The following is a 19,013-nucleotide window of genomic DNA, read 5'->3' as shown; positions in this document are numbered from 1 at the left end:
AAAAGTTCTGCCGGCTGAAACGCCGAATAAAGCTATTATCTAGATCGACAAGTCTAAATACAAATTTACGGGCGTGAGAGTTACCTCTGACGCCCGTATATTTAGAAATCGAAAAACGACTTTTTCTAAGCTAAAACACGTTAGTTCAAGGAGAAGGCACGGAACTTACAAGTGTAAGTGAGTACCTTCGACGCAGAAATCACGTGTTATAGCGACGAAAAATTATTTTTTGTCGTCTTTAACTTCTTCAAACTCCGCGTCTACCACATCGTCGTCTTGCTTAGGTTGTTCACCAGCGTCAGCACCAGCTTGTTCAGCTTGAGCTTTCTGTTGAGCAATTTCCATTAGCTTTTGAGCTGCTTGCATAAGTTCTTGAACTTTAGCGTCGATAGCTTCTTTATCGTTACCAGACTTAACTTCTTCTAGTGCCGTGATAGCCGCTTCGATTTTAGCTTTCTCGTCTGCAGGTAGAGCTTCACCAGCTTCTTCTACTTGCTTCTTAGTGCCGTGAATCATTTGGTCAGCTTGGTTACGTGCAGTTACTAGCTCTTCGAACTTTTTGTCCGCTTCTTTGTTAGCTTCTGCTTCTTGTACCATTGCTTCGATCTCTTCCTCAGACAGGCCGCCTGATGCTTGGATAGTGATCTTCTGCTCTTTACCTGTTGCTTTATCTTTAGCAGATACGTTCAGGATACCATCAGCATCTAGGTCGAATGTTACTTCGATTTGTGGCATGCCACGTGGTGCTGGTTGGATACCTTCTAGGTTGAACTGACCAAGAGACTTGTTGTAAGTCGCTTGCTTACGCTCACCTTGAAGAACGTGGATAGTTACTGCGTTTTGGTTGTCTTCAGCTGTAGAGAACACTTGATCCGCTTTAGTAGGGATAGTTGTGTTTTTCTCGATAAGCTTAGTCATCACGCCGCCCATCGTTTCGATACCGAAAGATAGAGGAGTAACGTCTAGTAGTAGAACGTCTTTAACGTCACCAGCTAGTACACCACCTTGAACAGCAGCACCCATTGCAACAGCTTCGTCAGGGTTCACGTCTTTACGTGGCTCTTTACCGAAGAATTCAGTTACTTTAGCTTGAACCATAGGCATACGAGTTTGACCACCAACTAGGATAACGTCAGTGATTTCGCCTACAGATAGGTCAGCATCTGCTAGAGCAACTTTTAGTGGCTCTAGAGAACGTTGAACTAGGTCTTCAACTAGAGACTCAAGCTTCGCACGAGTCACTTTGATGTTCATGTGCTTAGGACCAGTCGCATCAGCAGTAACGTAAGGTAGGTTTACGTCAGTTTGAGTAGTAGAAGAAAGCTCGATTTTCGCTTTTTCTGCTGCTTCTTTAACACGCTGCATTGCTAGTGGATCAGCTTTAAGGTCGATGCCTTGCTCTTTCTTGAACTCATCTACTAGGTAGTTGATCATGCGGTTATCGAAATCTTCACCACCAAGGTGAGTATCACCGTTAGTTGAAAGAACTTCGAAAGTCTTCTCGCCTTCTACTTCATCGATTTCGATGATAGAGATATCGAATGTACCACCACCAAGGTCGTATACAGCGATAGTGCGATCACCACCTTGCTTGTCTAGGCCGTAAGCCAGAGCAGCTGCAGTAGGTTCGTTGATAATACGTTTAACATCTAGACCAGCGATACGGCCAGCATCTTTCGTTGCTTGACGTTGAGCATCGTTGAAGTAAGCAGGAACAGTTACTACTGCGCCAGTCACTTCTTCGCCTAGGAAGTCTTCAGCTGTTTTCTTCATTTTCTTAAGAACTTCAGCAGATACTTGAGGAGCAGCCATTTTTTGGCCTTGCGCTTCAACCCATGCATCACCGTTATCAGCTTTAACAATGTTAAAAGGCATGATTTCGATATCGCGTTGAACTTCTTCATCTTCAAAACGACGACCGATTAGACGCTTAATTGCGTATAGCGTGTTTTGAGGGTTAGTAACTGCTTGACGTTTCGCAGGTTGACCAACTAGCGTCTCGCCGTCAGTGTATGCGATTACCGATGCTGTTGTGCGTTCGCCTTCAGCATTTTCTAGTACGCGTGGTTTGTCGCCGTCTAAAACAGCAACACAAGAGTTAGTAGTACCTAAATCAATACCAATGATTCGACCCATCAGGCTATCTCCGAAATATAATCTATATTAGTTTTTTGCTATACCCACATATGTGGGGGGCGGTAATCAGGGATTCAACCCTAATACACAAAATTTAAGTGCAAATGTAATTTGCTTTCGTATGCACCATAGATAAGGGCTGCAAACTGGTTTTCAAGGGAATAAGTAAAAAAAATCTATTTTTTCCCGTATCTTTTTACATAAAGGTAAAAAGTGACCGATCCCTTGCCAATTAAGGCTCCAATGTTGAGAAGCTCTCGCATTTGTCGCTATATTGAAACCTCAACACTATTCCTGATTCCATAAAAAAGACCTTCATGTTGAAGGTCTTTTTCAAATAGATGTTAATCAGTTAAATATTATTCAAATAGTGGCTGATTCAGCCATGTTATTGATTTAGCACTAACTGGTAGAAGCTCGCTTGAGTGTAATCACCCGCTTCCATACCACGCCATTCACAGGCAGAGCTCGACTTCTTAGTGTTGCATTGATTGTATGCGCCCGCCTTGAAGTACATCCAGTCTTGTCCATAACCAAGGTCGATATCATGCCCCTGATATTTACCCTTAGCCAAATCGACATCATACGTCTTCACAATAGGATCGGCTGAGCTTGGATTCTTAGTAAAGGTTAAGTGCATGATGTTATCTTTGATATTCACATCATATGAGAACACTTCACCTAGCTTGATACCATCAGTAGGGTCAGAGCTGCCTTTTTTCAGATTGTATTGACCAAATACATCATGGCGAATGTCTTTACGAAGTTTCTTTCCGTTTTCATCCTTCGCATCTTTCATCTCTGTCGGCGGATTCAATTCATAGTTCCACGTTAACGAACCATGCTCATGCTCTGGCAATTTACGGTAAACAATTTTCAGAGGCTCATTGTCTGAACCATGAATTTGGCCAATCACTACCGAGAATGCGCCTGTTTTTTTGTAGCTACCGCTGGTACTCACCTGATCAACAGAAAGTGTCGCCGTCATTTGACCACCGATAGAACCAAATTCTTCTGCATTCTTGTGGCTTGAAATCGCGAAGTTGTTGCTCGGCGCCGAGTAGCTGTCTGCCAGCATCGCTCTTAGCTCACTGCGCGTGTTTTTACTGTTTGGTGTCGTTGGTGCCGTATTCGGAGCCACAAACACCATCGCGCCAGATTCTGCATCAGTGTAGAACCACTGAGGGTGAACGTAAGGCGTCTCTACATTCGACAATTCTTTCTTACCGATTTCTAGCGTTTTGCCTTTTCTAGATCCTTCGGTCGTTAACTCAGGCAAGTTAATTTTCCATTTAGATAGATCAAAGTTTTGTGCTGGTGCTTTTGCAGGGTCAAGATCAAATTGTTGACCAACATCGTGATTAGAAGCAAGAACAGGCGCTGCTAAAATACCAGCAGTGAGTAGGCTAAGGTAGGACAACTTCATTATTTGGTTTCCTTTATGTCGTCAGAATATAGGTTGTCAGAACAATAAAATAATATTGTATTATTATATGTGATCTATATTAAATATTGAAAACTGATGACCAATTCAACGCGAGTAAAAAGAAAAAATGAGACTTCGCCCCAACACAAGCCCCTCTTTTGAGCCACAAGACAGATAGCCCAAAGCATCGACCAGCTGAAACAAAAAAGCCCCGCTCTCATTGAGCAGGGCTTCAGAGGCTGTTGACCTTTCGAGCTGGGTTTTGCAGCATCTTGTGGGAAATTTATACAAGAAAGAGGCTTTGGCGTGTAGCTGGCCTACATGAAAAGCCGATAACGCAGTAGAAATGAACCACAAGGGCTGCCCGAAGGGTTCGGCTAAAATCGTTTTATGCTTTGTTAAAGAATATTTGCTTAGAATGACTAGGCTACATACTCTTCGCCGCGCCTAAAACGATTTTATCTCGAACAAAACTTAACCACGAAAGGTCAACAGCCCCTAATTATCAAGTCTTAATTAAGAATTAAGCTTCTGCTTTTTGTAGCTCAGCTTCTTCGTTAGCTTCAACGCCAATTTCGTTTTCAGACTTAGCAACGATAGTGTTAACCGCTGTATCACCGACTACGTTTGAAGAAGTACAGAACATGTCACAGATACGGTCAACAGCAGCAACAATCGCTAGACCTTCTGGTGGCAAACCTAGTTGGTGCAATAGAACACCGACCATTACGACACCGCCACCAGGAACACCGCCAGCACCGATAGACAGTAGCAAGATAGTTAGACCTAGAGTGAAGATATCAGCAGTGTTGATTGGCTGACCAAACGCGTTTGCTACAAACATAGTTGCTAGTGCGATGTAGATAGATACACCAGACATGTTCATGGTTGCACCTAGTGGTACACCGAAACCTGCTACTGACTTAGATACGTTTAGTTTGTCAGTAAGAGTACGCATTGTTACTGGGATTGTTGCATTCGAACTTGCCGTAGATAGTGAGAATAGAACTTGCTCACGAGTTGCACGTAGGAACTGCTTTGGAGAAATACCAGTAAATGAACCAACCATCATTGGGTAGAAGAAGAAAATCCAGAACACAAGCATTGCAACCACAAGCGCCACATAGCCAGCAACTGACATTAGCGTGTCTGCATCCAGTGTTGCGCCCAGTTGAATCATCAGAGCAAATACACCGTATGGCGCAAGGCTCATTACTAGGCCGATAAGCTTCATCATGATTTCGTTAGCCATCTTGAACGTCTTGATAGCTGGACCACCACGAGAATCAAGCGCTTGAATAGCAAGACCAGTCAGAATAGCCATGAAGATGATTTGTAGCATGTCGCCACTTGCAAATGCTTCTACAGGGTTGCTAGGAACGATGTTAACAACAAGAGAGAAGATATCTGGCGTTTCAGTTGTTGTAAGCGCAATTGTCTCAGAAACTGTACCCGCTAGATTCGCACCAGCACCCGGTTGGAAAATAAGACCAATCGTTAGCGCTGCTGAAATCGCAATGATGGTGTTAATAATGTAAAGACCAAAGGTTTTACCACCAAGACGACCAAATGAACGAATATCTTTTAGCTCAACAATACCGCAAACAATAGATACGTATACAAGAGGAACTACCAGCAACTTGATAAGTGATACGAACATACCACCAGCACCCTCGGCAGCGCCAAGTAGATACGTATCAAAAATAGCAATACCGCTGAATAGGTACTGAATAGCAGTACCAATAAGTAGACCGGCGAACAAGCCTACAAAAATTTTACTTGAGAGCGATTTATCCATCGTTCTTCTCCAGTTTGTTGTGTTTAAAATTTGTACTTTTATAGTTATATATGCGACCAAAATCGCTATATGGCAGTGGATTTTACATACAAAGATAACAATTAAAAGTATTTATTTACAAAAACATCACAAATGTGACATCAAAACATTCACTCAATCACAACAAGTTTCATAACACAAAACTCTAAATCATTGTTCTAGATAAAATAAAAAGAACGACATTCTTAATGTGGTTTTGATGCTTATTTACGTGGAGTCTCAAGTTATAGGCACAAAAAAAGAGAGGCCTATGCCTCTCTTTTTTATTTTACGCAAACCAGTGATTTATTTTGTCGCCGCGACTGAGTCAGTCAATGCGCCAGTCAATCACTTGGTAACGTAATACGTCATTACTTAGCAACCATAACCATCGCTGGGCGAACCACACGACCGTTTAGTTCGTAGCCTTTTTGCATCACAAACATAACCGTGTTTGATTCGTGATCTGGGCTTTCTTGGATAGACATCGCTTGGTGGAATTCAGGGTTGAACACTTCACCTTCAGGGTTGATCTCTTTAAGACCAAACTTAGCAACAGTGTCTACGAATGTTTTATGCGTTAGCTCAACACCTTCAAACAATGGCTTAACCACTTCGTTTTCTGCGTCTGCCGCTTGCATTGCACGCTCTAGGTTGTCGATGACAGGCAGTAGGCCTTCAGCGAATTTGTTTAGCGCGAATTTACGCGCTTTATCAATTTCTTGTTCACTACGGCGACGCATGTTTTCAACTTCAGCTTTCGCGCGAAGAACAGTATCTTGCTGCTCTTTCACTTTAGATTCACTAGAAAGCAGTGCCGCTTCCAGTTGAGCAATTTTTGATTCCTGCTCATCAGCCGCGTCTTCATTCAGTTCAGCTTCTTCAACTTTCTCAGCTTCAGCAATGATCTGATCTAGTTCTTCTTCGGTTACTTTGTTTTCTTCGTTGCTCATGATATCTCCAGAATTCGTTTTCAATGCCAGTGACAGGCGTGTTTGCGCCTCAAATTGATATAAAACACTCGCATAGACGTTCAACTTGCCTTTATTATGGGGATGAAGAATTTTGATTCAAGCCTAATTCGTTTGGAAACGTTATGAAAAAGCCATTTGAAGTCATCGCTATTATTGGTAAACCTCGAGATCAGCAAGCAATTCAGACTCATAGAGAGCTCTATCAGTGGTTAAGTACTGAGGGTTATCAAGTGTTTGTTGATGATAGGCTCTCCAGTATTTTGGACGATATCCCACAAGAACATTTTTCTAGCCTGATTGAGTTAGGTAAACGCGCCGATCTCGCAATTGTTGTGGGTGGTGACGGAAATATGCTCGGTGCGGCTAGAATATTGTCGCGTTTCAATATTTCAGTCATCGGTGTGAACCGAGGAAACCTTGGCTTCCTAACCGATCTTAACCCTGAAAACTTCCAAAGTGCACTTATCGATGTACTCAAAGGTGAGTTCATGGAAGAAGAACGATTCCTACTCGAAACAGAGATTCATCGTCATGGCCAAATAAAAAGCCACAACGCCGCACTCAATGAAGCCGTACTTCACCCAGGTCAAGTCGCGCACATGATCGAGTTTGAAGTGTATATCGATGACAGCTTTGCGTTCTCACAGCGCTCTGATGGCTTGATCGTCTCAACACCGACAGGTTCTACCGCCTACTCGCTTTCTGGCGGCGGCCCTATCTTGTCATCTAGCCTAAATGCTATCTCACTAGTGCCAATGTTTCCGCACACCCTTTCAAGCCGCCCACTTGTGGTAGATGGAAAGCGTCGTATCAAGCTGATCGTATCGCCTGATAACCGCGGTACACAGGAAGTTAGCTGCGATGGCCAAATCTCTCTACCGGTTTCTCCTGGCGACGAGATCCATATTTACCAAAGCCCTAATGTGCTCAAGCTGATTCACCCTAAAGACTACAACTACTACCACGTTCTACGTAACAAACTAGGCTGGTCGAGTAAGCTGTTCTAAAAAATAAAAGCTCCAGTAATAACCGAAAACTTGAAAGGCTGACGTATTCGTCAGCCTTTTTTATTGCCTAACAAAAGCCCGCCACCTCTATCTTCACGCCAATCCATCACATCGTCATTCCCAAGAGGGAGGAACGACTGAATTGGGAATCTATAGCAGTTTCAGTGATCTACAGACAACCTCAATTCTGAGAGCTATCACAAAAAAATTTCACCTGCCGACTTTACTGTATAAAGAAACAGTATATACTGAGCTTATATACAGTATTGTTCAGTTATACAGGTAAATAAAAATGCTGGCTCATCTAAGTGTTAATAATTTCGCTATTGTTAAGTCTTTACAGCTAGAACTCTCTAAAGGCATGACAACAATCACCGGGGAAACTGGTGCGGGTAAATCTATCGCGATCGATGCTTTAGGCTTATGCCTTGGAGGAAGATCCGATGCAGGAATGGTTCGACAAGGTGAAGAGAAAACCGAGGTCAGTGCCGCTTTTTTACTTGAGAACAATCTGCATGCTACCCGCTGGTTAGAAGACAACGAACTACTTGATGGCAGTGAGTGCATCCTGCGCAGAACCATCTCAAAAGAAGGTCGTTCTCGTGCATTCATCAACGGTAGCCCTGTCCCTCTTTCGCAATTGAAATCACTAGGACAACTGCTGATCAACATCCATGGTCAACACGCGCATCACCAGTTGATGAAAAGCGATTACCAAATGGCGATGCTTGATCAATATGCAGGCCACTTGAACCTATTGAAATCGACACGTAATGCTTACCAGTCATGGCGACAAGCCGATAACCACTTAAAAGAGTTACGTGAAAATAGCCAGCAAAACCAAGCTCAAAAACAACTTCTTGAATACCAAATCAAAGAGTTAAATGAGCTGTCTATTGGGGAGGAAGAATATGAAGACCTCGAACAAGAGCATAAGCGCCTCTCCAATAGCGGAGAACTGGCCACAACCTGTCAGCAAGCTATCGAGCTTATTTATGAAGGCGAAGAAGTTAATGCGCTTGGTATTCTGCAATCGGCCAATAACTCCCTGATTCAGTTAGCTGAGCTTGATGAAAGATTGGCTGAATTACCGAGTTTACTGTCTGAAGCCATTATTCAGATTGAAGAGACCAATAACGAATTAAGAACATACCTAGACAGCATTGATGTCGATCCGGGTCGTATGGCTTACGTTGAAGAGCGTTTCTCTAAAGTGATGTCGATTTCTCGTAAACACCACGTGTTACCTGAAGAGCTTTATAAGCACCATCAAGACTTACTACAACAAGTTGAAGCACTTGATTGTTCCGATGAAAAGTTGGAAGAATTAGCAAACGAGGTAGAAAACCAATACCAATCGTTCGTTGCTAAATCAGAGAAGCTTCATAAATCTCGAACTCGTTACGCAAAAGAGCTAAACAAGCTGATCACGCAAAGCATGCACGAACTCAGCATGGAAAAAGCGCAGTTTGCCATTGAGGTGAATAACACCAATACACACCCTTCTCCATTGGGTATGGATAACGTGACCTTCATTGTTTCGACCAACCCAGGTCAACCAATGCAGCCGATTGCTAAAGTGGCCTCAGGTGGTGAGCTATCACGAATCTCGTTAGCGATTCAGGTCATCACAGCGCAAAAAGTGGATACACCAAGCCTGATTTTCGATGAAGTCGATGTGGGTATCAGTGGGCCAACAGCAGCGGTTGTCGGAAAAATGCTACGTAAGCTGGGCGAATCGACACAAGTAATGTGTGTGACGCACTTACCTCAAGTTGCCGGTTGCGGTCACCAACAGCTATTTGTCGCGAAGAACACGAAATCAGGTAAGACTGAGACCCAAATGCACACGCTTGATGAGCAACAACGCGTCTCAGAGCTTGCTCGACTGCTTGGTGGCAGCCAGATTACCGAATCGACGCTTGCCAACGCAAAAGAGTTATTAATCGCAGCTTAGGTTACATATTCGGCAACTTTCTGATAATTTACCGAAAATTCTTGGCAATTTTGCAACTTAATTCAAAATTGCCAGTCATAACAAGCTCAAAGCGCAAGGAGCTTTTTACTTCTTGCTGGAGCTTGTTTATTATCAGGCAGTATTTTAGCGAAGAAAGATCTCAAACTATGCGAATTAAAAAGTGGTTAGTTGCAGTTCCACTTGCACTAACAATGTTGACCGGTTGCTCTCTACTAGAGAAGTTGGTTTATCGAATTGACATCAATCAGGGTAACTATGTTGAACAAGAAGCTGTCGATCAGCTCAAGTTTGGCATGACAAAAACACAAGTTCGTTACGTTATGGGCTCACCAATGCTTATCGAAAACGGCTACCCAGATACGTGGTATTACATTTACCACCACCAAAAAGGCCATGAAGACCCTATTCAGAAAAACCTAGTCGTTAACTTTGATGCCACAGGCACTCTAGTAACGATCAACGGTGATTTTGAAGCCAGTGATGAGTTCTTCGAAAGCCTTCGCTAGCTTTCAACCAACGAAGCTTTCCCGTCGACAAAGCAAGAATCGCAAAAGCCTGCTCACTTCACACGAGCAGGCTTTTTAATATCTGCTAACAAATTATCTGCGTTGCCTAACCAACAGGCACAAAAAACTCGCCAATGTGGCGAGCTCTCTTATTACTTAAATTTGTTTGGTATTACGACTTAGCAGCAGCCGCTTTTGCTTGTTCAGCACGCTTACGGCGAATCTCTTTTGGATCAGCCAATAGTGCTCGATAAATTTCGATACGATCTTTATCTCGAACGGTTGCATCTAACTTAACGTTGCGGCTGTATACGCCAACTTTATTTTTCGCCAAGTCGATTTCTGGATACAACTCTAAAACACCAGACTGCGCAATAATTTCTTCAACGGTCGCGTTCTTATTTATCACTAAGGTAAACACACGCTGCTCGTGCGGAAGCGCGAACACAACTTCTACGTGGATCATATCTGATTCAATAGTCATGGCTTAGTAAACCTGTTTCGCTCGTTGAGTAAAAGCACTGACCATATTGCTTGTCAGTTCATTGAAAATCTTACCAAAAGCCATTTCAATCATTCGGCTAGAAAATTCAAACTCCAACTTAAGCTCAACCTTGCACGCTTGATCGTCAAGCGGAGTAAAATACCAACCGCCTTGCAGCTTCTTGAACGGGCCGTCCACCAGCTCCATCAAAATTTCAGCGCCTTCCGCTAAACGGTTCGACGTAGTAAATGTTTTGCTGATACCAGCTTTAGAGACATCAACCGAAGCCACCATAGTTGAATCTGAAGATTCGATCACACGTGAACCAGAACACCCTGGCAAAAACTCGTGATAACGAGCAACATCATTGACCAAGCTGAACATCTGGTCGGCACTAAACGACACTAATGCTGAACGAGTAACCTTTGGCATATAGACTCCTGTTAAAGACAGCGTTACATTAACACAAACTGCAATTTTAATTGTATTGGGCCAGAGCGCAAATAAAAAGGATTCCCCAACTAGGGTGCAATCCGTATAATGAGGCCATTATGGCAAAGAATAAATCAAAATCAAAAGCCGGTAGTAATACCATTGCGCTTAATAAGAAAGCTCGCCACGAATATTTCATCGATGATGAGATAGAAGCGGGGCTTGAGCTACAAGGCTGGGAAGTAAAATCCCTACGTGAAGGCAAAACCAATATCGCAGAAAGCTACGTCTACATCCGAGACGGCGAAGCATTCATTAGTGGTATGACGATCACTCCGCTTACTCAAGCGAGTACTCATATCGTGGCGAACCCAACGCGTATCCGTAAACTCCTGATGTCGAGAAAAGAACTCGATAACCTTATCGGTCGTATTAACCGTGAAGGCATGACACTTGTCGCAACCGCACTTTACTGGTCTCGCTCTTGGGCGAAGATTAAAGTTGGCGTAGCGAAAGGTAAAAAGCTGCACGATAAACGTACTGATATGAAAGAAAAAGATTGGGCGAGAGATAAAGCACGAATTATGAAGAGTAATTTGCGTTAATTTTAAGCACTTAAACGCACAGTGCTAGACAGGCAAAGCTTTTCTGGTACTATGCAAATAACACTTGGGGCTGATTTAGGATTCGACAGGAATTTTGAAGTCTGAGGTGCATGCCGTGGGGCGGTTGGCCACGTTAAAAGCCGCAAAAAAATAGTCGCAAACGACGAAAACTACGCACTAGCAGCTTAATAACCTGCTCAGAGCTCTCTTACCCTAGCTTCCGCTCGTAAGACGGGGACCAATAAGAGATCAAACCCAAACTAGCTAGCGCGGATTCTCCCACCTGAGAGGAAAAGCGCGAATTATAATTCAGGTTAGCCTTTAACTAGCGTGTCGGTTCGCAGGTTGCTGGTGAAATTAAAGATCGACTAAGCATGTAGTACCAATGATGAATGATTTTTGGACGCGGGTTCAACTCCCGCCAGCTCCACCAAACGTTTGGAAAGGGCGGTAACTCATTGAGTTATCGCCCTTTTTGTATTTATACATCTAGTTTTAGCCGTTTTGTACTGAACGTAGGTACTAAGACATGCGCTATTTAACTCTAAGTAAAAACGGAATTTGGTCATTTAGATTCCAGATCCCCGCTATCCACAGGCCACTTTTTGAACATCGCTTTGAGATAAAGAGGTGTCTAAAAACTTCCTGTCTTCAAGAAGCTAAAATCTTAGCATTACAATTAGAGCTAGAGATCCGACAGAAAATCACCAAGTCAAAACTCACCCTTGAAGAGCGTAGAATCAAACTTGTTAACTCTACGAGAAAGCAGAAAAGCACATGTAAAGACTCCCCCTTTCAATGTCTATCTAGTTATCAACTGTACAAATCATCTTATGTTTCAGAAAAAACAATCACTGGTGCCGTGGCAAAATGCCATTTAGTACTCCGCCTACTGAATAGACAGAAGCTCTCATCAATTCGGAGAAGTGATGCAGAGGACATCAGACAATTGCTAATACAATTGCCTGCTAACATAAAAAAGCATCAACAATTTAAAGACCTTTCCCCTATACAAGCTATCAAACTTAATCAAACACTGAAGCTACCCGTGATTTCACCAAACAGTGTTAAAGACTACATCCAAAAGTGCTCATCATTTTTTGAATGGTGCGTTCAGATGGAATACACCGATGTTAACCCCTTTAAGGGCTTTAGGTTTAAAGCAGAAGTAAAAGTAAGTGCAGCGAAGAATGCTTATAGTCCACAGCAATTGAAGCAAATTTTTGATAACCAAATATTCACTCACCGGAAGTTTAATCATTCCTACCAATACTGGCTTCCGATTTTGGCAGTACTTACAGGAGCTAGGCTTAACGAGCTATGTCAGCTGTATAAAGGCGATATAAAGCTTGTTGATGATATTTGGTGCCTCTCGATTAACAAAAGCACACCAGATAAGCGCCTCAAGACACCAAATGCGGCAAGAACTATTCCTATACATCCAAAGCTTATTGAGTTGGGGTTTGTGGCTCACGTGAAATCCTTAGCATCACAGAGAGTGTTTCCTGAGTTAAATCTAGAGCGCGACGGTTATGCTACAGCGGCTTCAAAATGGTTTGGACGATTTAAGACAACTCTTGGATTTAAAAAAGGTCACGACTTTCATTCATTCAGACATACATTTGCTAATGAGTTAAAGAATGCACTAATCCCAAGCCTCATTGCTGCGGAACTTCTTGGTCACTCCCAAGACACCATCACATATGAACGTTATGGTAAGGAACTTAATTTGAAAACAAAATTTGATTCTATCTCAACAATCGACATCTCAAGTCTATGTGTTCTTATGTGACCGATTAGATATCCAATTATTACCTCTATCGTTATTATGAGATAATTCTTTATTTTCATAAGGCTAAGATATGATCTGGGCTATATACGTATCAGATAAACCACATTCGCGAATTAATTTCCCTATTGGTATAAATCAGGGTACTTGGGGGGTAAAAGAAAGCAAAAAAGATACCGTTACAGAGATCAAAGAAGGTGACTTTGTTGCTTTTGTATATTCTATCTCATGGCTTAAAGCTGAAGGTAAAGCTCCAAAAGGCTTCTCACGTGTTGGCAAAGAACAGCTACATAACTTTCGCGGTGTAGTTCAAAGTATAACTATAGGTAAAGTATCTAGAGGCTACTTCCAATCATCTTCAGAAGTTTGGCCTGATGACATTTACCCTCATCGTTTTGAATTCGACATCATCGAAGTTCATGATGGTAATGTGTACTTCGGTACAGAGTTTTTCAACGAAGAGTTTGTCGAAGCAGTTCGATACTCAGCATGTACACAAGGCTCAGTCACCAGAGCCAGTTCTATTGAAAAGCTAGAACAGATAACTAACGACTTTGATGAAGAGCAAGAAGCTGAAGAACTAGAGATTGGCTATGAAGGAAAACCGATACTGAGGCTTCATAAATCCAGAGAAAGAAGCGCAAAGCTCGTTAAGCAAAAGAAAAAGCAAGTAATTAAAGAAACAGGCAAGCTGGAATGTGAAATATGTTCTATGGACTTTGAGGCTACCTACGGCGAACTAGGTAATGGTTTCGCAGAATGCCATCATAAAAATCCTCTTAGCCTCCGAGAGGAAAACAAAGAAACAAAACTCTCCGACCTAGCTATTGTGTGCTCTAACTGCCACCGTATGCTTCATAGAAAACGACCTTGGTTAAAAATTGAAGCACTAAAGGATATTTATGAAAAGCAAAGAGCTTAAGACTCTAACGAGCAAACTCGCATCATTTGCACAAGACCGTGATTGGGATAAATTTCACTCACCGAAGAACCTATCTATGGCTCTTTCAGGTGAAGCTGGTGAGCTAGTGGAAGTTTTTCAGTGGCTAACTGAAGAAGAAAGTAAAAACCTGACCATTAAACAAAAAGACCGCGCAGAGGAGGAGCTAGCTGACGTTTTTCTTTACTTACTTCGCCTATCTGACAAGCTTAATATTGACCTAGTAGAAGCGGCCAACAAAAAGCTAATAGTTAACGAAAAAAAATACCCAATAGAACGCAGCTACGGAATAGCTAAAAAATATACCGATCTATAATATTTATATAACCAGCAATTCAGTTGGCCATCATATTATGATGTTAAGCTATGTCTCACAAAAAAAACGGTGCTAAAACGATTGACATGTACTTGTGTCAGAAACATCCACCAGCATCAAACCCGCCTAGGCAATCATATTTTTATCTGCAGCTGTTGTATTGGTAGTGTAAAAAGTTCTATTACTATAGTGAAGACAACAAACGTTGTAGAAACAATAATAAAACCAGATGCACCAATTAGAGTTAGAGTTAGAGTTAGAGTTAATCGATGATGAAACACCTAAGAAAGATGAAGCAATAACCCCACTTCAGAAAGTTGATACAGGAGCCTCCTCAGAGAGCGCCCCAAATGATTTACTCGATATTCCAATACAGTTGGAGTTAGATTTATCCCTACCATAATAAACAAAGCCCCTGAATCAGGGGCTTGATTTATTTTAACTTGATGAGCGCATTTCTTCTGATATACGTAGTCACATCAGAGATTACATGGTCTATCAGATCCTCTTCCTTCTCTGAGAAAGTAATGCTCATATCCTTTGCCTCAGATTGATAATCTAGCCATGCAGCATGAGTTGCTTGCTTAATGTAAGCATTTAGATCTTTTTCTTTTATATCAGTGCGCTCAACCGTTTCAAGTTCTGAACACAATTTTTCTACCTTTAAGGAAACTTGTTTCTCTAAGGCGTTTAAGTGGAGGCTTTTTTCCATAGTACTCATAACGTTTATTCAAACTATAGGAATAAGAGAATTAGATTTGCAAGGGCGGTTTGGAGGGGAACCCTCCAACAAGGAGGTAAATTACAACGCAGTGACGAATTTGCCTATCTTGAACTCAACCAAATAATACCGAATTTGTTTTCACTAATATAAGTTATTAACCTTGTAATAAACTAATGAAAACATTTGTTGTAATTACCAAGCCCGTAAAAAATAGTTCAACAGGGATCGTTGCGCGCGAGAGATACCTAAAAAGCGAATCACACCCCAATCACACTAATACCAACGCAATATTTGACGTTGTTGGCAACGAAGCAACCTCAAAGCGCATCATAGTTGCAGGCGAACAATATAAACTCAATAAGATGCTAAGTAGCAACAGTAGAGGACGCCCACTAACTTCCTTTGCGATGGAATTCTGCCTTACTCTTCCAAAGCCCTATAGCCCTACTCGTGAACAATGGCGTGCCATTATAGGAGACTGCTGTATAGCTCTGGCAGAACATCTCAAATTGGTTGGTGAAGAGAGGAAAGAATTTTTTTCATTGGTTCGTGGAGTATGTCACCAGCAGAAAACATCAAATGACCATTGCCACCTACTGGTATCGAAAATCGTTGGTGGTAGGGTACTTAGAGATCTCCAGCGAAAGGCCGTAACTATCCTATTGAAACAAGCCTTCACAGCTAGTGTAAGCACACATATTGGAATTGCTATTAGTGACTATAAACCATACGAGCTAAACAGAGGCAGACGGCTAGAAAAATGGCAATATGAATCTCGTAATTTAGAAAAAAATCGGAAAAAAAATGACAACCTCCTGAAGAAATTAGAGAACCAGATTGAAAAGTGGGAGCAGGCAAAGAATAACTTTGATACTAAGCAAATGCATCGCCAGAGAAACCGTATCGAAAAAACATTTTCAGAGTTAGATGGAGAGCTTGAAAACTCTGCACTATCTTCTCGAATAAGCAGCATTCTCAATCAATAACTCGTAAAGTCCTATTTATTGTTCAAGACTGTAATAAGACGCCTGTAGAAAGGGTCGGTAGCTGGATTATATGATTCAGCACCACCCCAGTAGTAACTACCTAATACAGTTTTTACATTATCGTAGTGAGTCTGAAGAGACATTACTCTTCTTCGTGGCGTAGTACCCAAAGCGTTGGCAATTTGTGCTTTCCATGGGTGATTACTTCCCATAATGTTTTCATTACGTTTAACAAGCTTCTCTATGAAATGCTTACCCACCAATCTATCTGACTTCAGCAAATTACAATCACCATGAGCCAGAACTAAATTCCATATTTCATCATGATTTATTACTTGCCGAGGTAAAACATGATCAACATGGATATCTCTCATCAATGGCTCACCACAATAGAAACAGGAGTTTCCTTGATAGCCTGAAAGAAAAGGGATGTTGTTGGTTAGAGCCTTTCTGTCATAACCGTTCTTTAGATAGATTTCTCGAATGTCATTTGCGAGTACGAAATCAGTTTGATTGATACTGAAAGCACCTTCCAGCAATCCCCACCTTGCGGCAACTTCACTTTCTAACGTATCTAGTTGCGCAGCATCGAAATCAAGCAAAGTATCTTTGAGGATAAGCCTATTGCCAATATCGACCTCATAGAAGTAATCAGCTACGATTTTTTTATCCGTACCGATAGTCTGAAACCTTGGTACTACGTCTTCAAAAGCAGTCTCAGCAACTTTTTTAATCGCTTCTTGCCTATTAATTACATTAAGCTGGAACTCTTTAACAATGCGCTCCATCTTGGTCAATCGATTAGGGTTTCCCTGTTGTGGCATTGAGTTATGTTCTAATCGGTTAAGATAAGCATCAAAGTAGTTCTCGGCCAAATCTCCCCAAAGAATTTCATTTTGTTGATTCCTTGAGGCATTTAATAGAGTTTTCGCCAACCCCATTTTGTAGGTCGCAGCATTCAAGCCAAACAGAATGATACCTTTAAAGAAGTCTTCGTTATCGAACTCCACACTTAATCCTTAAGTAAAATAGCATTCAACCATTTCTCTGTATCACGACCTTTTCGTAAATCCGATGTACACCATATTTTCATGACAGTGAAACCTGAGTCAGAAATCACGTTATCCAATAAAGATTCATTAAGATTGGTAAACTGCCTTCCGTTACGTTCCACCTCATCATTCCCATACTTAAAAGAACAGTAGAACGCTCCTTTAGGCTTTAGATAATTCGATAGATTATTGAACGCAGATGGTAATTCACTCATCGGTACATGTAGTAATGAAGCACACGCCCAAATTGCATCAAATCTCTCTGATGAAGTAAATTGCTGAAATGTGGTGATTTCCACTTTTTGGTTTATTTTATCTTCTGCAAGTCTTCCAAGCACTTCACTAGCATCAATAGCATGAACTTTGAATCCTCGTTGCTTAAATGCTTTGCTATCTCTACCAGAACCGCAACCAGCATCAAGAACTAGCCCACCTTCGGGAATCAAGGGAATAAAGTGACTGTATAGACTTGTCATATCGACGTTGATTGTACCGTCGAAAAACTCTTGTGCTTTTTGATCGTAATAAGTCATATCGAAATCCGTCAAGGTTTTGCATATTCAACATTAACCCCGCTTAATTGCTGCGACAGGCTACACACAGAGACCTTGTTAATTGTAGGAAAAATGAAGCAAATGTATTAAGTAGAGTTATTTAATGAAGTACCACTCGGGTTTTAAATACAACAACTCAGGGTCATAGGGAAAACTAAACTTAATGGACCTCGATTTATCACTATGATAGTCGTATCGATAGGTATGGTTACATTGAACTTCATTGCAATGCAAACAGCCGTGAGCCATGTACGCATAGTTACCTCGTTTGTTGTAGATGTGGTCAAGCGAACCAATCAAGTGTTCTCGCAAAATAGGAGGGGGTATGTTCATTTCAATGATCTCTTGAACTGCATCGCCAAAATAAAGACCACCACCCAAAAACTGACCTTCTTTTGAATTAGCTTCCATAGAACAGAAGTAGTTATTTACCCCCCCACATTTCGGGCAACGACTCTCGTTATAATATCCATAACCAGTCAATAGTTGACCTTTCAAGGGCTGCCACTTCAGTTTTCGGTTAAACATACCTTCTACAAAGGTACCTACATCTAGATCGAACTTCTTTATTTTGTAAGCATCGTCCTCAACAGATATTGCGAAGCAGGGGATTTCCATTGATTCTAAAATTTGATTATCACTATTCTTGTATCCACGATATAACCATGCACAACGGTCAATACCTGATGCAATGTACTTTCTAGTACGTCGCTCATACTCACTATAAGCTTGATGTGACCACTGTATCTCAAACACTATTTGAGACTGGCCTTTTTGACAATATACATCAGCAACCCAAGCTTCTCCGCTAGGTGTATTACCTTTAAATTCAGTTACAACATTCCAACCAGCTTTAGAGGCAGCTTGGGCAACTATCGTCTTAAGCTTTAAATGTTCTGCTGTTTCTGGAGCGCTGCAACACTCACCTCGCCTAGCGTGTGCAAAATACTGAGTACCTAACTTGCTGGTTTTCGGTATAGCATTGTAACCGCAGCAATCCATAACCAATCTAGAATTCTTGTAGTTACTCTTAAGCTGAAGCCACTCCTGACTATCTAAGTTAAAAGCTTGAACTTGTACATCATTAATAACAGCTCTTAAAGGCATGAAGCCTCCTCAAACACAATAAAATGATCATAGTAATCTAGGGCAACCTAGGGAGCAATTCTATGATTTCACCTCGCAGTTATTGCCAAAAACCAGAAATATATGACTGTAATACAGCTTTGACATACCTCCTTTTCTCTACTTATCCCCAACATTCCAACTAAATTCACTTCATACCAAA

At 41.6% G+C, this 19,013-nt stretch carries 18 protein-coding genes and 1 other RNA gene; 9 read left to right on the top strand and 10 right to left on the bottom strand.

Going from position 1 to position 19,013, the window contains the following annotated elements; genetic code table 11:
* Positions 1–222 precede the first annotated feature (222 nt).
* The 4 genes from dnaK to grpE form a co-directional block, all read right to left on the bottom strand.
* Positions 223–2,136: a molecular chaperone DnaK gene (gene dnaK / locus OQJ75_RS11390; protein ID WP_019823919.1), complete on the bottom strand. Its 1,914-nt coding sequence runs from the start codon at positions 2,134–2,136 to the stop codon at positions 223–225.
* Positions 2,137–2,524: 388 nt separating this feature from the next.
* On the bottom strand, positions 2,525–3,562 hold the full coding sequence (locus tag OQJ75_RS11385; RefSeq protein ID WP_265970873.1) for a polysaccharide lyase family 7 protein: 1,038 nt from the start codon (positions 3,560–3,562) through the stop codon (positions 2,525–2,527).
* Between the two features lie 523 nt (positions 3,563–4,085).
* Entirely contained in the window at positions 4,086–5,360 is a 1,275-nt protein-coding gene (locus tag OQJ75_RS11380; RefSeq protein ID WP_019823920.1) for a dicarboxylate/amino acid:cation symporter, read from the bottom strand.
* 389 nt (positions 5,361–5,749) lie between these two features.
* The gene (gene grpE / locus OQJ75_RS11375) at positions 5,750–6,331 is read right to left on the bottom strand and encodes a nucleotide exchange factor GrpE (protein ID WP_248374142.1); all 582 of its coding nucleotides are present in this window, start codon (positions 6,329–6,331) and stop codon (positions 5,750–5,752) included.
* A gap of 143 nt (positions 6,332–6,474) precedes the next feature.
* On the opposite strand from grpE, the gene nadK reads away from it, so the two are divergent.
* The 3 genes from nadK (at position 6,475) to bamE (ending at position 9,843) form a co-directional block, all read left to right on the top strand.
* Positions 6,475–7,359 (top strand): NAD(+) kinase, encoded by an 885-nt coding sequence (gene nadK, locus OQJ75_RS11370; protein WP_265970872.1) that lies wholly within the window; start codon positions 6,475–6,477, stop codon positions 7,357–7,359.
* Positions 7,360–7,651: 292 nt separating this feature from the next.
* The gene (recN, locus tag OQJ75_RS11365) at positions 7,652–9,316 is read left to right on the top strand and encodes a DNA repair protein RecN (RefSeq protein WP_265970871.1); all 1,665 of its coding nucleotides are present in this window, start codon (positions 7,652–7,654) and stop codon (positions 9,314–9,316) included.
* Between the two features lie 167 nt (positions 9,317–9,483).
* Positions 9,484–9,843: an outer membrane protein assembly factor BamE gene (gene bamE, locus OQJ75_RS11360; RefSeq protein ID WP_004735159.1), complete on the top strand. Its 360-nt coding sequence runs from the start codon at positions 9,484–9,486 to the stop codon at positions 9,841–9,843.
* A 172-nt stretch (positions 9,844–10,015) separates the two neighbouring features.
* Here the strand turns inward: bamE and OQJ75_RS11355 are convergent, their stop codons facing one another.
* Together OQJ75_RS11355 and OQJ75_RS11350 are read right to left on the bottom strand one after the other, a co-directional pair.
* Positions 10,016–10,327: an RnfH family protein gene (locus OQJ75_RS11355; RefSeq protein WP_248374139.1), complete on the bottom strand. Its 312-nt coding sequence runs from the start codon at positions 10,325–10,327 to the stop codon at positions 10,016–10,018.
* A 3-nt stretch (positions 10,328–10,330) separates the two neighbouring features.
* Entirely contained in the window at positions 10,331–10,759 is a 429-nt protein-coding gene (locus OQJ75_RS11350) for an SRPBCC family protein (protein ID WP_016767156.1), read from the bottom strand.
* Between the two features lie 119 nt (positions 10,760–10,878).
* Between OQJ75_RS11350 and smpB the strand changes: the two genes are divergently transcribed.
* The 5 genes from smpB (at position 10,879) to OQJ75_RS11325 (ending at position 14,409) form a co-directional block, all read left to right on the top strand.
* Positions 10,879–11,364, top strand: a complete 486-nt coding sequence (gene smpB / locus OQJ75_RS11345; RefSeq protein WP_004735156.1) for an SsrA-binding protein SmpB — start codon at positions 10,879–10,881, stop codon at positions 11,362–11,364.
* A gap of 66 nt (positions 11,365–11,430) precedes the next feature.
* Positions 11,431–11,797, top strand: a transfer-messenger RNA (tmRNA) gene (gene ssrA, locus OQJ75_RS11340).
* A gap of 96 nt (positions 11,798–11,893) precedes the next feature.
* On the top strand, positions 11,894–13,156 hold the full coding sequence (locus OQJ75_RS11335; protein WP_265970870.1) for a site-specific integrase: 1,263 nt from the start codon (positions 11,894–11,896) through the stop codon (positions 13,154–13,156).
* Positions 13,157–13,226: 70 nt separating this feature from the next.
* The gene (locus OQJ75_RS11330) at positions 13,227–14,075 is read left to right on the top strand and encodes an HNH endonuclease (RefSeq protein ID WP_265970869.1); all 849 of its coding nucleotides are present in this window, start codon (positions 13,227–13,229) and stop codon (positions 14,073–14,075) included.
* A complete protein-coding gene (locus OQJ75_RS11325) occupies positions 14,056–14,409 on the top strand; it encodes a nucleotide pyrophosphohydrolase (protein ID WP_265970868.1) in 354 nt (117 codons plus the stop codon). Before OQJ75_RS11330 ends, OQJ75_RS11325 begins: the two co-directional genes overlap by 20 nt.
* A gap of 433 nt (positions 14,410–14,842) precedes the next feature.
* Here the strand turns inward: OQJ75_RS11325 and OQJ75_RS11320 are convergent, their stop codons facing one another.
* Positions 14,843–15,121, bottom strand: a complete 279-nt coding sequence (locus tag OQJ75_RS11320; protein WP_265970867.1) for a hypothetical protein — start codon at positions 15,119–15,121, stop codon at positions 14,843–14,845.
* 185 nt (positions 15,122–15,306) lie between these two features.
* On the opposite strand from OQJ75_RS11320, the gene OQJ75_RS11315 reads away from it, so the two are divergent.
* On the top strand, positions 15,307–16,119 hold the full coding sequence (locus OQJ75_RS11315) for a hypothetical protein (protein ID WP_265970866.1): 813 nt from the start codon (positions 15,307–15,309) through the stop codon (positions 16,117–16,119).
* An 11-nt stretch (positions 16,120–16,130) separates the two neighbouring features.
* On the opposite strand, the gene OQJ75_RS11310 is transcribed toward OQJ75_RS11315, so the two are convergent.
* The 3 genes from OQJ75_RS11310 to OQJ75_RS11300 all read right to left on the bottom strand — a co-directional run bounded on the left by OQJ75_RS11310 (position 16,131) and on the right by OQJ75_RS11300 (position 18,832).
* The gene (locus OQJ75_RS11310; protein WP_265970865.1) at positions 16,131–17,129 is read right to left on the bottom strand and encodes an HNH endonuclease; all 999 of its coding nucleotides are present in this window, start codon (positions 17,127–17,129) and stop codon (positions 16,131–16,133) included.
* Between the two features lie 2 nt (positions 17,130–17,131).
* Positions 17,132–17,704, bottom strand: coding sequence for a class I SAM-dependent methyltransferase (locus OQJ75_RS11305; protein WP_265970864.1), 573 nt, complete (start codon positions 17,702–17,704; stop codon positions 17,132–17,134).
* Positions 17,705–17,821: 117 nt separating this feature from the next.
* Positions 17,822–18,832: a hypothetical protein gene (locus OQJ75_RS11300; RefSeq protein ID WP_265970863.1), complete on the bottom strand. Its 1,011-nt coding sequence runs from the start codon at positions 18,830–18,832 to the stop codon at positions 17,822–17,824.
* Positions 18,833–19,013: the final 181 nt, after the last annotated feature.

Origin of the sequence: Vibrio sp. 14G-20 (assembly GCF_026241515.1) — a bacterium.
Taxonomy (GTDB): Bacteria; Pseudomonadota; Gammaproteobacteria; order Enterobacterales; family Vibrionaceae; genus Vibrio.
This window is presented reverse-complemented; position numbering and strand designations above follow the sequence as displayed.

Excerpts from the sequence above, each read along its gene's own strand:
- dnaK (WP_019823919.1), bottom strand. The coding sequence starts at position 2,136 with ATGGGTCGAATCATTGGTATTGATTTAGGTACTACTAACTCTTGTGTT.
- OQJ75_RS11385 (WP_265970873.1), bottom strand. The coding sequence starts at position 3,562 with ATGAAGTTGTCCTACCTTAGCCTACTCACTGCTGGTATTTTAGCAGCG.
- OQJ75_RS11380 (WP_019823920.1), bottom strand. The coding sequence starts at position 5,360 with ATGGATAAATCGCTCTCAAGTAAAATTTTTGTAGGCTTGTTCGCCGGT.
- grpE (WP_248374142.1), bottom strand. The coding sequence starts at position 6,331 with ATGAGCAACGAAGAAAACAAAGTAACCGAAGAAGAACTAGATCAGATC.
- nadK (WP_265970872.1), top strand. The coding sequence starts at position 6,475 with ATGAAAAAGCCATTTGAAGTCATCGCTATTATTGGTAAACCTCGAGAT.
- recN (WP_265970871.1), top strand. The coding sequence starts at position 7,652 with ATGCTGGCTCATCTAAGTGTTAATAATTTCGCTATTGTTAAGTCTTTA.
- bamE (WP_004735159.1), top strand. The coding sequence starts at position 9,484 with ATGCGAATTAAAAAGTGGTTAGTTGCAGTTCCACTTGCACTAACAATG.
- OQJ75_RS11355 (WP_248374139.1), bottom strand. The coding sequence starts at position 10,327 with ATGACTATTGAATCAGATATGATCCACGTAGAAGTTGTGTTCGCGCTT.
- OQJ75_RS11350 (WP_016767156.1), bottom strand. The coding sequence starts at position 10,759 with ATGCCAAAGGTTACTCGTTCAGCATTAGTGTCGTTTAGTGCCGACCAG.
- smpB (WP_004735156.1), top strand. The coding sequence starts at position 10,879 with ATGGCAAAGAATAAATCAAAATCAAAAGCCGGTAGTAATACCATTGCG.
- OQJ75_RS11335 (WP_265970870.1), top strand. The coding sequence starts at position 11,894 with ATGCGCTATTTAACTCTAAGTAAAAACGGAATTTGGTCATTTAGATTC.
- OQJ75_RS11330 (WP_265970869.1), top strand. The coding sequence starts at position 13,227 with ATGATCTGGGCTATATACGTATCAGATAAACCACATTCGCGAATTAAT.
- OQJ75_RS11325 (WP_265970868.1), top strand. The coding sequence starts at position 14,056 with ATGAAAAGCAAAGAGCTTAAGACTCTAACGAGCAAACTCGCATCATTT.
- OQJ75_RS11320 (WP_265970867.1), bottom strand. The coding sequence starts at position 15,121 with ATGGAAAAAAGCCTCCACTTAAACGCCTTAGAGAAACAAGTTTCCTTA.
- OQJ75_RS11315 (WP_265970866.1), top strand. The coding sequence starts at position 15,307 with ATGAAAACATTTGTTGTAATTACCAAGCCCGTAAAAAATAGTTCAACA.
- OQJ75_RS11305 (WP_265970864.1), bottom strand. The coding sequence starts at position 17,704 with ATGACTTATTACGATCAAAAAGCACAAGAGTTTTTCGACGGTACAATC.
- OQJ75_RS11300 (WP_265970863.1), bottom strand. The coding sequence starts at position 18,832 with ATGCCTTTAAGAGCTGTTATTAATGATGTACAAGTTCAAGCTTTTAAC.